Genomic DNA, 15,285 nt, shown 5'->3' with positions numbered 1-15,285 from the left:
CTGTTTCCCCATAGAAAAATCAATTTATCTGTTTGCGCTTTTAACAAAATAAGCGAAGAAAATTTACCTTGCGCAAAATGAATAAATTATTACAATTAAAAGACAAATAACAAATAAAAGAACGTTATGGTTAAACATCACTGCCAGAATATATTATCACAATTACCCAGTCATCGTTTGCTCGCCTTAGATGTACTGCGAGGGTTCACTATCACTGCGATGATTCTAGTCAATAACCCAGGGAATTGGTTATATACCCACTGATTTAATTTTCCCATTTTTTATTTTTAGTGTTGGGATGTCGATCACACTATCGGTTAATGCAATCCAGGCAAAAGGAATCATCAGGAATATTTGCGGATACTATATAAGCACTGAAAAAAACCTTGGCAAACAAGTCAGAATATTTACCCTAGTGGCTATTACAAGCATTGTTTGCGGGTGCTTACTTTCACTTTTAATACCAATAAACAAAGCACTATGGACACCAAGCTATGTAATAATCAGCTCAGGACTAGCGATGTTATGCTATGCACTGTGTAGCTATATTCTCGATATTCGTAAAGTTCGCTTGTGGAGTGCGCCGTTTTTAGTGTTTGGCGCTAACGCTATTTTGTTCTTTATGTTTGCTGGCATCGTAGCGCGTATTTTAATTATGATCCCAGTGGCTGATACAAGTTTAAAAAGTGCTATATTTAATCAAGTATTACAACCGCTATTTGGTAATTATTTAGGCTCTTTTAGCTATTCGTTGCTATTTTTACTCGCCTCTTATCTAGTGATGTATGCGTGCTATAAACGCGGGATTTTTTGGAAAGTATAATGTCTAAGCCTCATCAAGAGGCTGCTTGACTCACTTTATCTAATAAATACAGCACAGATTGGTAGTTAATACCGCTGTGCTGAGTTAAGCCAATTTCACAACTGCGGCTATTAGAAATACCGCTACTGCAATTTTGAGGCACTTGGTTACGCAGCGTTTTTAATGCATTAGCATTTAGCTCTGGCAAGTTAAAGCCCTTATCGCCGGCAAAGCCACAACATTCAATATCAGCCGGAATAATCACTTCGTCACTGCATGCTTTAGCTACGGCAACAAGTTGTTGTTCACTGCCACGGCGTTTGCTACTACAGGTAACATGTAACATAACCGGCTCTGGTTGGGCTGTGATGGTCAGCTTAGGCAATAAATATTGATAAGCAAACTCAGCGCTTTCGAGTACTGTTAAACCGCGCTGTTGCGCTGCATCATTGCTTGTTAATGCACATGGACTGGCGTCAAAAATAATCGGGTAACGACCATTTTCAGACACCTGCTGCGCGATATCGAGTAACTGCTCAGCTTTACTTTTTGCCTGTTCAGGTAAGCCTTTACTGGCAAAGGGCATGCCACAACATAGCTCATTAATTTGCATCGGCAGTAACAGTTCAATTCCCGCTTTAGTCGCGAGGCTATGCATAACTTGCATAATTGAGCGGCGGTCATCCGCTTGCTCATCGGCTGCAAACACCCTGCTGGCACAACTGGGAAGATAAACCACTTTATCAGGCTGTTGTGCATGTACTATGCTGTGATTAATTGGCTGCTCCCCCCTTGGCCACGCTGAATAATAAAGTGGGGTGCCAATCAGCTTATTAGTAGGTTTGGTTAAAGTACGCAGTGCCTGTGCACCAATGATGTTTCGCACCATCGCCATACTGGTTAAACCAAAGCGTGCTGTATTTGCTAATACCGCAAAATGTTTGACCGCAAAACTGGCTATGCGCGGCGCCACTTTTGCATTGAGTTGCTTTTTTGCCCTCAGGGATTTTATAAATTCACCGGTGTTAATACCAACGGGGCATTTCATGCCACACAGCCCGGTTGCTGCACAGCTATCAATACCTAAATATTGAAAATCTTTTTCGATACTGCTGAGCTGACGATTAATGTGCTGTTTTTCGCTAATATCACCGGTGTTACTAAGTTGATTAACCAATTCAGTGCGACGTCGCCACAGCGTAATACGTTGGCGCGGCGTTAAGGTGAGTCCTTTTGATGGGCATACGGTTTCGCAAAAACCACACTCAATACATTTGTCGATTATATCGTCGCTGCTAGGCATGGTTTTTAAATGCTGAATATGGCAGTTTTCATCGGTATTGATGATCACTCCTGGGTTTAAAATGTGGTCTTTATCAAACAATTGTTTAATACGCTGCATCACAGCAAAGCCATCAGTGCCCCATTCAGTTGCCACAAACGGCGCCATATTTCGCCCAGTACCATGCTCAGCTTTTAATGAGCCATTAAGTTCAACCGCCACCAGTTGCGACACGTCCCGCATAAATTGCTCATAACGCGCTACTTGCGCTGGTGTATCGAATGCTTGGGTAAATACAAAATGCAAATTACCCGCTAAGGCATGGCCAAAAATAATCGCTTCATCGTAACTGTATTTATCAAATAATTGATGCAGAGCTTTAACACCCTGAGCTAATACATCCAGCTCAAAAGCCACGTCTTCAATGATCACAGTGGTGCCATTTTCGCGCACTGCACCGACTGCCGGGAACGTACCTTTACGAATATTCCATAATGATGCATTGCGCTTAGCATCTGTTGAAAACGCCATAATCGCTAATTGATGGGCGCTAAAATGTGCGACAAGCTGATCCACTTGTTGTTGTAAATTAACTAATTTTGTTGCGTCTTCTGCACGTACTTCGATTAATAATGCTGCACTATCTGCTGGGTAGTTATGAACATCTTTAGGCATGATGTCATGCTGCGCGACGCACAGGAGCGAGCGCTTATCCAATAACTCAACCGCCGCTACATCAAGCGTTGCTAGCTGCTTTACTAATTCACAGACTTGGCTTATATCATCAAAAATAATAAACGCTGAGCTTTTATGAGCATGATCAATCACCGTGTGGTAAGTAATATCAGCAATAAACCCCAGCGTACCTTCAGAGCCAATCATTAAATGCTTAATGATCTCAATCGGATCAGTGTAATCAATTAGCGCGTTTAAACCATAACCCGTGGTATTTTTTAAGCGGTATTTATGAGCAATACGCTGTGCCAACTCAGGATTATTTGTAACCTGCTTGGCAAGTGCAGTGATATCGTTAATAAACGGTTGATGGCTATGTAAAAATTCAGAACGGCTTTGCTCACTGCGTGTATCAAGCACTGTACCGTCAGCGAAGATTAAGGTCATGTCCTTTACTGTATGGTAACTATTTTGTGCCACGCCACAGCACATACCTGATGAATTGTTGGCTGCCATGCCAGCGATTTTACAACTATTGATTGAAGCGGGATCAGGGCCAATTTTACGGCCAAAAGGCGCAAGTACGGCATTGGCACGAGCACCAATAATAGCTGGCTCTAACCGAATGGCAGCGCCGTTATCTTCAATTTGATAACCAGACCAGCAATCACTAAGCAGCACTAATACAGAATCTGTAATTGCTTGGCCTGATAAGCTAGTACCGGCGGCCCGGAAAGTAATGGCAACTTTATATGTTGCAGCGGCACTGATGACCTGTTGCGCTTGTTGCTGATCAGCAACCAGTACTATTAATTGCGGCACTAAACGATAAAAGCTGGCATCAGTGCCAAAAGCATAGCGCCTAGGGTAATCTTCAATGAACGCCGAGGCAGGCAGCTTATCACTGAGTTGTTGTTGAAATAGTGTCAGTGCTGTTGCCATTATTTGCCCCTTTGCGTTCTGTTAATTTACTCGCTTGGCGACCCACCAAGCATTATGGAATATATTATTACTTGAAATAAGAGCGAATTACCATTAATAAAAGCTCGTCTAATATTATTTTTTTTCATCTAAATAACTATTAACTCTTAATATTTATGTAATGATCAGGCAAGCATGTGATTCGTCGGTGGTTTTTGCAGTTCTGCAAAAAAAACGTTAATGTGACAAAAATATGTTGTATTTTAATCCAAAATGGCATTACCATCAGGAATAAAATATTCATAAATAAAATAAGCAATTCAGCTTTGGAGCCTACTGTGTTAAATAAGTTTGCCATATCATCAATTCTCTTTGGACTAGGGTGTTTATTACCAATGAAATCGACCTTTGCAGCGACCAATTTAACCCTTGAGCAACAGCTTGGCCAAAAGCTGATGCTCGATTTTCGTTATTATTGTGAGCAAGACAGCGAGAACACACCTGAGCAAAAGTGCCGTAATGCAGTCACTGAATTACCTGCAGATTTAGCCAAGGTGATCACTAAACATAATATTGGTGGGGTGATCTTATTTGCTGAAAATATCGATAATATTGCGCAAATCGTTAAATTAAATAATGCTATGCAACAAGCTGCGGCAAAGTCGAGCTTAGGCGCACCTTTATTTATTTCAATTGACCAAGAAGGCGGACGTGTTGCACGTATTCCTCGTGATATTGCCACTTCATTTACTGGTAATATGTCGATTGGCGCAAGTTATGCGGTTCACGGCACCAAGTTTGCTACACAATCTGCACAGGTGATTGCTGATGAATTAAAAGCCATTGGTGTGAATGTTAACTATGCACCAACTGTTGATGTAAACATGAACCCTGATAACCCGGTTATTAATGTGCGCTCATACGGTGAAGATCCAACACTTGTGAGTATTTTAGGTGGCGCACAAGTTGCTGGCTTTGAAGGTAATGGCGTAATTACCTCACTGAAACACTTTCCAGGCCATGGTGATACAAACGTTGATAGCCACACCGGCTTGCCAAAAGTAATGCACGATAAAGAAACTATCTGGGAAAAAGATTTACCTCCGTTTCAAACTATTATTAAAAAGCAAAACCCTGGCATGATCATGACTGCGCATATTCAGTACCCAGCACTGGATAGCAGCACATTTGTTAGTAAAGATGGCAAAACCATGATCAAACCTGCGACGATGTCGCATAAAATCATCAGCGAATTATTACGCGATGAAATGGGCTATCAAGGTGTAGTGATCACCGATGCGCTAGATATGGCTGGTATTAGCCACTTTTTCGAACCAATTGAAGCCGTTGTAAATACCTTTGCTGCCGGGGTTGATATTGCTTTGATGCCAATTGAAATTCGTAGTCCAAAAGATTTAGTCGTATTAGATAAACTGATCAGCCGCTTAGTGAGCGAAGTTGAAAAAGGTAATTTACAAGCCGACGAAGTCGCTATCTCTGCTCAACGCATCATCAATTTAAAAAGTAAATTTAAACTGACCACAGAGCTTGACGAATCGTTAGCAATGCAAAAAGCACAACTTATTCTCGGTGATGATAATCATCGCAAAGTCGAAGCAGAGCTGGCTCTTGCCGCCATTACCCAAGTTAAAAATGACCAGCACACTTTACCGATTAAACTGACGACAAATAGTAAAGTACATATCATCATGCCTGATACCCGCAAGTGTTTGGCGCTACAACAGGCAATTACAGAAAATACTCAACAACCACTTGCATTTAGCTGCACCAGTTTACAAGGCTTTGAGCCCACAGCGACGTTAAAAGCAATCAATGAAGCGGATATCATCATTGCAGGCAATGCATCACCAAACCAAAGCGCGGTAGAAATTGGCGGCATGGATGACCTTGCTGATAACCCTGCATTTGCAATTGCAAAATCGGCGCAAGGTCCGGCACTTGAAAAACTGCTTCAGCAAGCGCAACAAGCTGATAAGAAAACCGTTTTTGTTAGTTTACGAGCACCATACGATATTGCCACATTTGGCCAATATGCGGATGCAATTTTAGCAACTTATGCGTATAACATAGATGTAGATAATGATGTTAAAGTAGCAGGGCCAGCTTTTACTGCTCTTGCAAAAGTACTAGTTGGTAAAAAGCCAGCGCAAGGTACTTTGCCTGTTACCGTCAGTGGCATTAACAACAACTAAAAGTTTACGAGGATACTATGCAACATAACGCATCACTTACTACGCCTTACGCTATTCGTAATATGATCAGGAATGAAGATTATACCGGTAGTACATCGGGCTTTGTTCCCGGCTTTGTACAGGCTAATTTAGTGATTTTGCCCCAGCGCTATGCGTTTGATTTTTTACAATTTTGCCAAGCAAACAAAAAAGCGTGCCCAATTGTAGCAAGTAGCCGCACGCCTGGAGCTACCAGCATTCCAAATGTTGCGCATGATTTAGATATTAGGACTGACATACCTCGCTATCGTATTTTTAAAAATGGCCAATTGATTGAAGAAGTAACGAATATCAAAGAGCAATGGCGCGATGACTTAGTCACTTTTTTAATTGGTTGCTCGTTTTCATTTGAAGAGTCGTTAAAGTTGGCGGGCCTAGAAATACGTAATATTACGGAAAATAAAAATGTACCTATGTACATGACTAATATTCCCTGCGAAAGCGCCGGTATATTTCATGCTAACATGGTCGTTAGTATGCGACCGATGAAGCCGGCAGATGCGATTCGGGCAATCCAAATATGTAGCCGCTTTCCAGATGTGCATGGAGCGCCAGTTCACTTTGGGGATCCAGCTGCAATAGGTATTAAAGATATTAATCGCCCTAACTTTGGTGAATCTGTCACCATTAAAGACGGTGAAGTACCGGTATTTTGGGCCTGTGGTGTCACGCCGCAAGTAGCCATCGCTAATGCTGCGCCTGATTTTTGCATTACACATAGCCCAGGTCATATGCTGATCACCGACATTCAAAACGCCCATATCTCGGCTTTTTAAACGGAAATAATGATGAAGCTCAATTGTGATTTAGGGGAAAGCTTTGGTGCATGGCAAATGGGCCTTGATGAAGAGGTAATGCCGCATATTGATATGGCTAATATTGCTTGTGGTTTTCATGGCGGTGATAGTGATGTTCTAGCACGCACCCTGATGCTTGCTAAACAACATAACGTCATTATAGGCGCGCACCCCAGCTATCCTGATAAACAGGGCTTTGGGCGTCGCTCCATGGCATTAACACCACAAGAGCTAAGCAATTGCCTGCATTATCAAATAGCCGCAATTGAAGGCATGGCAAAAGTTCAAGGCCTCACTTTAGAGTATGTGAAGCCACATGGCGCGTTATATAACGATATGATGGCCGATAAAACAATTTTGACCACTGTGATGCAAGCTGTTGCCAGTTACCCGAGCCCTTTAAAACTAATGCTTCTCGCCACTGCGAAAGCAGCGCAACATCAACAACTTGCTCAACAATATAACCTTGAATTAATTTTAGAAGCATTTGCTGATCGCCAATATACCGATGACGGTCAATTAGTATCACGGAAAATTGCTGGTAGTGTGCATGATAAACCTGCGCTAATAGCACAAGTTAAACAGTTACTCGCCACCGGCTGCGTAACCACACAATCGGGCAAACAACTGCCTTTACACGCCGACAGTTTATGTGTGCATGGCGATAACGCTGCAGGCATTGCCCTAATTCAAGAGATCAAAGCGTTATGCCACACTCGTTAAGTGATGAACAATTAAGTCAAGCAATCGAAACCATGATGGTAGAACAAAACCTACGTGGTATGCAAAATCTCTATGCCTATCAACAGACAGGGACTTATCTGCGCGCTGCAAAGTCGTTATTTGATGCCAAAAGTACGGTACTCATTGGTACCGGTTTTGCCGTCAAGCAAACCTTTGAAACCGATGGCCCTGTTGGCGCCATTGCTTTATACAATGCTTTAATTACGCTGGGTAAAAATCCTATTTTAGTCTGTGGAAACCCCCTTTACAGTGCACTGAAAAATGAATTTAACTGTTTTGAATTGCCACTGAATAATTTTACTGATGCAATGGCTTTTAGCAAAGCTGCGCTGGCTGAGTTAAAACCAGATTGCGTATTGTCTATCGAGCGCCCCGGGCTGTGTCACGGCAATAAATATTACAATATGCGTGGTATTGATATTTCGGCTGATTGTGGTTGTTTTGATTTTTTTGTCAGCCAAGCACCCTGCCCAACTGTAGCTATTGGTGATGGCGGTAACGAAATAGGGATGGGCAATTTATCACAATATATGACTGAGCTGAGCATTATGCCGTGCCTTACTTGCTGCGATGAACTGCTGTTAGCGGATGTATCAAACTGGGCAGCTTACGGCATTATTGCGTTTTTAAGCCGCTGGCATAGCCAAGACTTACTCGCAGAAGTCGATACTTTAGCAATCCTGCAATATTTGAGTGAACGTGGCAGTGTAGATGGCGTTACTCACAAAAACGAATTAACCGAAGATGGCTTACATGCTATGCATGGCCAACAACTCATCGCAAGACTACGTCAGCTTAGCGGTGTTGCCAATCAGAATGAGGATTTATAATGAGTACGGTGTATTTAAACGGCGACTATATGAACGCAGAGCACGCAAAAATATCGCCAATGGACAGAGGCTTTTTATTTGGCGATGGTATTTACGAAGTGATCCCTGCCTATAATGGCAACATGCTTGGCTTTGCAGCGCATATTGAACGTATGAAAAATGGTTTAAATGAACTGGAAATTGTACTCGCTTATACAGCTGATACATGGCGTGAAATCTGCCAGCAGCTGTGTGAGAAAAATCACGGTGAAAACCTTGGTATTTATTTGCACGTTAGCCGTGGCGCTGATACTAAGCGTGCTCATGCTTATCCTAGTGGTATTACGCCAACGGTATTTGCCTACGCCTTTGAAATTCCAGCACAACCCGTTAGTGATATCGACAACGCCACGACTTATACTGTATCCGTTGAGCAAGATAAGCGCTGGCAGCGTTGCCACATCAAGTCAACCGCATTACTCGGCAACGTGATTCATTACCAGCATGGTGCGGCGGCTGGCAATAAAGAAACCATTTTATACAATCGCTTAGATGAGCTTACCGAAGCAAGCTCAAGTAATGTGTTTATTGTTAAAGATGGCGTGATCAGCACCCCCCCATTGGATAACCAAATTTTACCGGGTATCACTCGCTGGTTAATTTTAACGATATTACACAGCCACAGTGACTTTAAAGTCCAAGAACGTATTATTACCAAGCAGGAACTATTTGCAGCCGATGAAGTGTGGATCACCAGCGCCACAAAAGAAGTTGGCCCAGTGGTAAAACTCAACGGTCAACTGGTCGCTGATGGCAAACCAGGGAAAATATGGCAACAAGTACAGAGCTTATTTACTGAACATAAGTTTGATTATTAATAGCGCTAAGCAGTAATTATAAGAGCCGGGTTTATTAAGTAAACACGGCTTTTAAAATCCAATTAAATTGTCACTTACTTAGGCTGATACGGCCAAACTTCTAGTACTCCATCACTGCTTTCGCTGACAATTGTTTTATTTTCTTTATCATACGCTACAGCTAAAACTGAGCCACGAATGCGCTGTTGTGTCGCTTTATACTCAGCCAATAATGTACCATCTTTTACACGCCATAATTGTATCGTGCTTTTCGGTGAGCCGGTTAAAAACCATTTATCATCATTTACAAACCGCGAGTGGTTAAACTCTATAAAATTAGTAAATATATTTAGCTCAGCTTTTTTAATACCGGTGTTTAAATCAAGAAGTATACGATCATCAACAGAATCTATCACAAAACCTAAACTTGCATTTTCGTTTATACTGACATGATTAACACGAGTCGCTAATTTGAACTCTTTTAAAATAGTACCATCTTTCGTTGACCATAAATAACTAAACTTATCGCTTGAACCGCTTAATGCTGTTTGTCCATCTGCAGATAGTGCTACAGAATTAATATCAAGGCGATGAACTTGAAATAGCGTATTTTGCTTCGTTAGAGAGTTGATCACATCAGCTTCACAGCTACGATAGCCTACCACTATTAACTGACCGTTTGCTGATATTGCAATATCACGAGCAATGTTTTTCCCTGTTGACCAACTACCCAGTAGTTGACCATTTGCAACTGAAAATAATATTAATGCTAAAATAAATATGTTAGTAAATCTCTTAACCAAAGCTCAGCTTAAATAGTCATAGCCTTTACTTTATTTATGAAGTTATTAGCGTATTATCAAAGTCTTACTAATGACACTAAACAAAACAGCAAAATGTTATGGATTTTTCTCTTTATACTAAACTGAGCCCACAACTTAGTCATAATAGTTATTGTTGTGAGTTTGACAGTAGCAGTTTTATTGACAGTGACTTTTTAAATTATCAGATTGTGTTACCGCAACAACTACAAAAGGCTGTTGTTAAACGAAGAGCTGAATACCTCGCCGGCCGTTTTTGCGCAAAACAGGTGTTAACCGCCCTCAATATCCCCTGTTTTGATATTATCTCAGGCCCCGATCGCGCGCCCATATGGCCTAAAAACATTATTGGTAGCATTACCCACACGCAAGGGATCGCAATGGCTATAGCATGTCAGCACACTGATATCGCTGGAATTGGTATTGATATAGAGCAACTAATGAGTGCCAAACAAGAGCTAGAGCTACAAAAGCAAATTTTGCATCCTGATGAATATCCACTGTTTAGGCGATTGGCTGGGCAGCTTTCACATCCATTAACCGTCATTTTTTCAGCAAAAGAAAGTATTTTTAAAGCACTATATCCAAGCGTAAAGCAATTTTTTGGTTTTGAAGCTGCACAGCTAATTGCTTTTAATCAGCAACAATTGCAGTTTAAAATTACTAAATCGCTCGCAGAGCAAGTGCCTCAAGACACTTACGTAACCGTTTTCTATCAATGTAATAAAAGTGTAGTACTCACCGAGTGTGAATTTACTATCGCAGCTCAACCACTCAAAAATACTAATGTCGGCAAGTAGCCACTAATAATCAATCAGGTATTCATCGCATGATGGTGTACCTTTGGGTTTTGTTATTCTATAACGGTTAGGTGCGATAATTAATAACAAGGAATTAAAATGAAATTGATTGCCCCCGCAGCCCTCCTAACCTCGCTGTGTTTTTCAGTATTAGCCAATGATAACCTGCAAACTTTTCAACTAGAAAATGTATTCGACCTTGAATATGCCAATCAAATTGAAATGACTAACGACGGTAAAACCGTCTACTTTGTTCGAAATCGGATGGACATTAAATCAGATAGTAAAGTTAGTAATATTTGGTCTGTCGACAGTAGTTCAAAGCAATTACAACCGCTTACATCGGGTGTACATATGGATTACTCCCCTGTCTTGTCGGCAGACCAATCACGTTTAGCGTTTATTTCAACTCGTGATGGCAGTAGCCAAATTTATGTAAAATGGCTAAAAACAGGCGCTGTTGCAAAAATTAGTAATCTTACTCAAAGCCCTGCAAGTTTGCAGTGGTCACCTAATGGTCGGCAATTACTGTTTAGCCAATTTGTACCGAGTAAAGTTAGTTCTCCTATTAACTTACCAGGCAAGCCTGAAGGTGCCAGCTGGGCAGAGCCTGCTAAATTTATTGATGACGTATATTATCGTGCCGATGGCGGCGGTTATACCAAGCCTGGTTTTCGTCATTTGTTTACTATTGATGCCAATGGCGGTAATGCCCGTCAGTTAACCTCTGGCGACTTTGATCATGGCGGGCCAGTTAGCTTTTCTGAAGATGGTAACAGCCTTTATTTTTCGGCTAATCGCCATGCTGACTTTAAACTCAAACCAACAAATTCTGAAATATATCAGCTGACATTAAATGATCTAAAAATAACAGCGCTTACCGACCGAGAAGGTCCTGATCAGCAACCGCAAATATCACCAGATGGGCGTTATCTTGCCTATACCGGTTATGATGATAAACGTACCAATTATGAAAATACCCAGCTATATATTCGCGATTTAAAATCGGGTGATACCACAAGTTTAACCGCTGATTTTGACCGCAGTGTCGAGCAAATTAAATGGGCTGATAACTCTAAAGGGCTTTATTTTAGTTACGCCAGTGAAGGCCAAACCGCACTCGCTTATCAACCACGTAGCGGCAAACGAAAAGTGATCACACAAAAAATAGGGAGTGTTTCATTCGGTCGCCCTTATTCTGGTGGTGACTTTGATATAAGCGACGATGGTAATGTGGCAATCACGCTTGCTGATACCCAACGTCCTGCTGATATAGCAATAGTTAAAAATGGTAAAACACAACGTTTAACAAAATTAAATGACGACGCGCTTGGTAATAAACAGCTGGCAAAAGTAGAAGAAATTTGGCTGAAATCAAGTTATGACGACTTATCAATTCAAGGTTGGGTCGCCTACCCTCCTGGGTTTGATAGTAATAAAAAATATCCCCTTATTTTAGAAATACACGGCGGCCCTGTCGCTAACTACGGTCCACACTTTAGCGCTGAAATACAATTATTTGCCGCTAAAGGTAATGTGGTTTTATATATGAACCCGCGTGGTAGTGATTCATACGGGAAGGAGTTCGCGCAAACTATTCATCACAATTATCCTAGTAACGATTTTGATGACTTAATGACTGGCGTTGATGCGCTTATTGGCAAAGGTTTTATTGATCAGTCAAAACTGTTTGTAACCGGTGGCTCAGGTGGCGGTGTACTTACGGCGTGGATTGTAGGCCATACCGACAGATTTGCCGCCGCTGTTGTTGCCAAGCCGGTGATCAATTGGATCAGCTTTGTACTAACTGCTGACTTCTACCCATTCTTTGCCGATTACTGGTTCCCAGGTAAGCCATGGGATCATATTGAGCATTATATGAAGCGCTCGCCAATTAGCTATGTTGGTAATGTTAAAACACCAACCATGCTACTCACTGGTGAAGCGGATTACCGCACTCCTATTTCTGAGACCGAGCAATTTTATCAAGCATTAAAGCTACAAGGAGTTGATACAGCAATGGTACGTATTCCTGATGCATCACATGGCATAACAAAACGGCCGTCAAACTTGATGGCTAAAGTCGCTTATATTCAATGGTGGTTTGATAAACATAGTAAATAGAAATTAGTTAGCGGCGAGAGTAAAGTTAACAAGTTGCAAGTGTGAAGCTAGAAACCGTAGCTTGGTCCTTAGCAACTTTTACTCTCGCTAATTTGTCACTAGTCAAATCCCCTGTAAACCCCCTTTACAAAAAGTGAGTGCTCATTCACATATTCTAAAGTTTACACAAATATCGGACTTTGTAAAAAATCGAGTTAGTAAAATTTCGGTTTATGACATTTTTTGGTCATTGAGTTAGTAAAAAATCGGTTTGAGTCACTGTTTATGGCGTTTAAGTTGGTAAAAAAGTGGTTTGTAGTCGGTTAGAGTTGGTAAAAAATCGGTTTATATTTTCTGATTAATGGCTAATAACGGCCATTTTTATCAAAATCCCCCCTTTCCAAAGAGCTAAAAGCTGATTAAATCGCTAAATTGATAAGAAATACCGCAAAAAAATTTACTTGATAAAAATCTGATCCAAAAATTGAAAGTAAATCTGATGCTAGTTAAATACTGATCCAAGCCTTAGTTAAAATCTGATCTGAGCGGTAAAGTTAGCAGGTGTAAAGCTGTATATCCTGTGTAATTGCTAGCATCAAAAAAAGGGCCTTGCGGCCCTTTGTAACATTGTTGAGTTGGACTGTTATGTTAGAACTGGTTCATAGTGTTTGCTTCACCGCCAGCTTTAAGCGCATTTTCACCTGAGAAGTACTCTTTATGGGTATCTCCCATGTTAGAACCTGCTAAGTCTTGATGCTTAACGGATGCTTGTTCGCGGCGAATTTCTTGACGCTGCACATCACGTACATAAGCCAGCATACCTAAGTCACCAAAGTAGCCTTCTGACAGAATATCAGTGCTCAATGCAGCCGTGTGATAGGTCGGTAGCGTAATTAAGTGGTGGAAAATACCAGCTTCGCGCGCGCCATCACGTTGGAAGTTTTGTACTAACTCATCTGCTGCGACTGCAAGTTCAGTTGCATCCATCTCTGGTGCCATTAGCGCCTTATTATCATCAATACTTGGATAAGCAGATAAGTCTTTGCCTTCGTCTAACCACTGTTGATAAACTTGCTCGCGGAATTTCAATGTCCAGTTGAAAGAAGGTGAATTGTTATAAACCAGTTTAGCGTCAGGAACTTGCTCTTTAACCCGATTAACCAGTTCAGCAATTTGTTTTACATGTGGTTTTTCAGTTTCAATCCACAGTAAATCAGCACCCGACTGCAAGCTGGTAATACAATCTAGTACAACACGGTCTTTTTCTGTGCCTTCGCGAAATTGGTATAAACCATTATCAAGGCGAGTCGGCTTACATAGTTGGCCGTTCAGCTTCATTGCCGTATCACCTTCATTTAAATCTTCAACACCGTTAATTGGCGTGGTTTCTAAAAACGCATTGTACTGACTAGCAAGGTCGCCAGGTGTTTGTGATACCGGCACTTTTTGGGTCAAGCTGGCACCAAGTGAGTCAGTACGTGCGACAATAATACCGTTATCAATACCCAGTTCTAAAAAGGCATAACGCACGGCGTTAATTTTTGCTAAAAAGTCTTCGTGTGGCACAGTTACTTTACCTGCTTGGTGACCACATTGTTTCGCGTCTGAAACTTGGTTTTCGATTTGGATAGCACATGCCCCCGCTTCAATCATTTTTTTAGCGAGTAAGTAGGTTGCTTCTTCATTACCAAAACCAGCATCAATATCTGCGATGATCGGTACCACATGACTTTCAAAGTTATCTATTTTATCAAGTACCGCTTGTACATCACCACCAGTTGCTTTGGCGTTATCTAAGTCTTTAAATAAATGGTCAAGTTCACGAGCATCGGCTTGTTTTAGGAAAGTATAAATTTCTTCAATCAACGCCGGTACTGAGGTTTTTTCGTGCATACTTTGATCCGGTAGTGGGCCGAACTCAGAGCGCAACGCAGCAACCATCCAACCGCTTAGGTATACGTAGCTACGCTTAGTGGTTTTTTGGTGACGTTTAATCGCCATCATCATTTGTTGGGCAGTAAAACCATGCCAGCAACCAAGCGATTGTGTGTATTGGCTGGTATCAGCATCATATGCAGCCATATCTTCACGCATGATGTCAGCTGTAAACTGAGCGATGTCTAATCCCGTACGAAAACGATTTTGCAAACGCATACGACTTGCGTATTCAGGATTAATTGCTTGCCATGTTTTACCTTGTGCTTGACAAAGTGTAGCTAAAGTATCGGTTTCACGTTGATAAGTAGTCATAATAAAAAATCCTCTGAACGGGTTAAAACTAAATTTTATTTATATGGTTGTGTGAGAGGCTAAGAGTTAATGCTCTGTAGCGCTTAAATCAACATTAGGCCGATTTATTGGATTTAGTAAATTTATAGTTGTTATGCTGGCTATATATTTAGTGAATGGCTAAAAGAACACC

11 protein-coding genes are annotated in these 15,285 nt (G+C 41.3%); 8 read left to right on the top strand and 3 right to left on the bottom strand.

The features are described 5' to 3' along the window. The first annotated feature begins 520 nt into the window (after positions 1 to 520). Positions 521 to 823, top strand: a complete 303-nt coding sequence (locus H5200_RS23910; protein ID WP_259399179.1) for a hypothetical protein — start codon at positions 521 to 523, stop codon at positions 821 to 823. Positions 824 to 836: 13 nt separating this feature from the next. On the opposite strand, the gene H5200_RS06155 is transcribed toward H5200_RS23910, so the two are convergent. Then, positions 837 to 3,701, bottom strand: coding sequence for an FAD-binding and (Fe-S)-binding domain-containing protein (locus H5200_RS06155; RefSeq protein WP_182761158.1), 2,865 nt, complete (start codon positions 3,699 to 3,701; stop codon positions 837 to 839). Positions 3,702 to 4,075: 374 nt separating this feature from the next. Here H5200_RS06155 and H5200_RS06150 point away from each other — a divergent pair, with 374 nt between their 5' ends. The 5 genes from H5200_RS06150 to H5200_RS06130 are packed head-to-tail and all read left to right on the top strand — an operon-like array spanning position 4,076 to position 9,160. After that, positions 4,076 to 5,893 (top strand): glycoside hydrolase family 3 protein, encoded by a 1,818-nt coding sequence (locus H5200_RS06150; RefSeq protein WP_182717339.1) that lies wholly within the window; start codon positions 4,076 to 4,078, stop codon positions 5,891 to 5,893. A gap of 17 nt (positions 5,894 to 5,910) precedes the next feature. After that, positions 5,911 to 6,708, top strand: a complete 798-nt coding sequence (locus tag H5200_RS06145; RefSeq protein WP_149980357.1) for a putative hydro-lyase — start codon at positions 5,911 to 5,913, stop codon at positions 6,706 to 6,708. A gap of 12 nt (positions 6,709 to 6,720) precedes the next feature. Further along, the gene (locus H5200_RS06140; protein ID WP_182761166.1) at positions 6,721 to 7,452 is read left to right on the top strand and encodes a 5-oxoprolinase subunit PxpA; all 732 of its coding nucleotides are present in this window, start codon (positions 6,721 to 6,723) and stop codon (positions 7,450 to 7,452) included. Continuing rightward, positions 7,437 to 8,303 (top strand): glutamate cyclase domain-containing protein, encoded by an 867-nt coding sequence (locus H5200_RS06135; protein WP_182761157.1) that lies wholly within the window; start codon positions 7,437 to 7,439, stop codon positions 8,301 to 8,303. The genes H5200_RS06140 and H5200_RS06135 overlap by 16 nt, the downstream gene beginning before the upstream one ends. Next, the gene (locus H5200_RS06130) at positions 8,303 to 9,160 is read left to right on the top strand and encodes an aminotransferase class IV (protein WP_182761156.1); all 858 of its coding nucleotides are present in this window, start codon (positions 8,303 to 8,305) and stop codon (positions 9,158 to 9,160) included. Before H5200_RS06135 ends, H5200_RS06130 begins: the two co-directional genes overlap by 1 nt. 74 nt (positions 9,161 to 9,234) lie before the next feature. Here H5200_RS06130 and H5200_RS06125 read toward each other — a convergent pair whose 3' ends face one another. Next, positions 9,235 to 9,942, bottom strand: a complete 708-nt coding sequence (locus H5200_RS06125) for a WD40 repeat domain-containing protein (protein WP_182761155.1) — start codon at positions 9,940 to 9,942, stop codon at positions 9,235 to 9,237. A 98-nt stretch (positions 9,943 to 10,040) separates the two neighbouring features. Here H5200_RS06125 and H5200_RS06120 point away from each other — a divergent pair, with 98 nt between their 5' ends. Together H5200_RS06120 and H5200_RS06115 are read left to right on the top strand one after the other, a co-directional pair. After that, positions 10,041 to 10,760, top strand: coding sequence for a 4'-phosphopantetheinyl transferase (locus tag H5200_RS06120; RefSeq protein WP_182761154.1), 720 nt, complete (start codon positions 10,041 to 10,043; stop codon positions 10,758 to 10,760). Positions 10,761 to 10,859: 99 nt separating this feature from the next. Beyond that, complete coding sequence (locus tag H5200_RS06115; RefSeq protein ID WP_182761153.1) at positions 10,860 to 12,884, top strand: S9 family peptidase; 2,025 nt, start codon at positions 10,860 to 10,862, stop codon at positions 12,882 to 12,884. Positions 12,885 to 13,511: 627 nt separating this feature from the next. Here H5200_RS06115 and H5200_RS06110 read toward each other — a convergent pair. Continuing rightward, on the bottom strand, positions 13,512 to 15,113 hold the full coding sequence (locus H5200_RS06110; RefSeq protein WP_145238853.1) for an isocitrate lyase: 1,602 nt from the start codon (positions 15,111 to 15,113) through the stop codon (positions 13,512 to 13,514). Positions 15,114 to 15,285 lie beyond the last annotated feature (172 nt).

This window comes from Pseudoalteromonas sp. SG43-7, from assembly GCF_014164295.1.
Taxonomy (GTDB): domain Bacteria; phylum Pseudomonadota; class Gammaproteobacteria; order Enterobacterales; family Alteromonadaceae; genus Pseudoalteromonas; species Pseudoalteromonas rhizosphaerae.
This window is presented reverse-complemented; position numbering and strand designations above follow the sequence as displayed.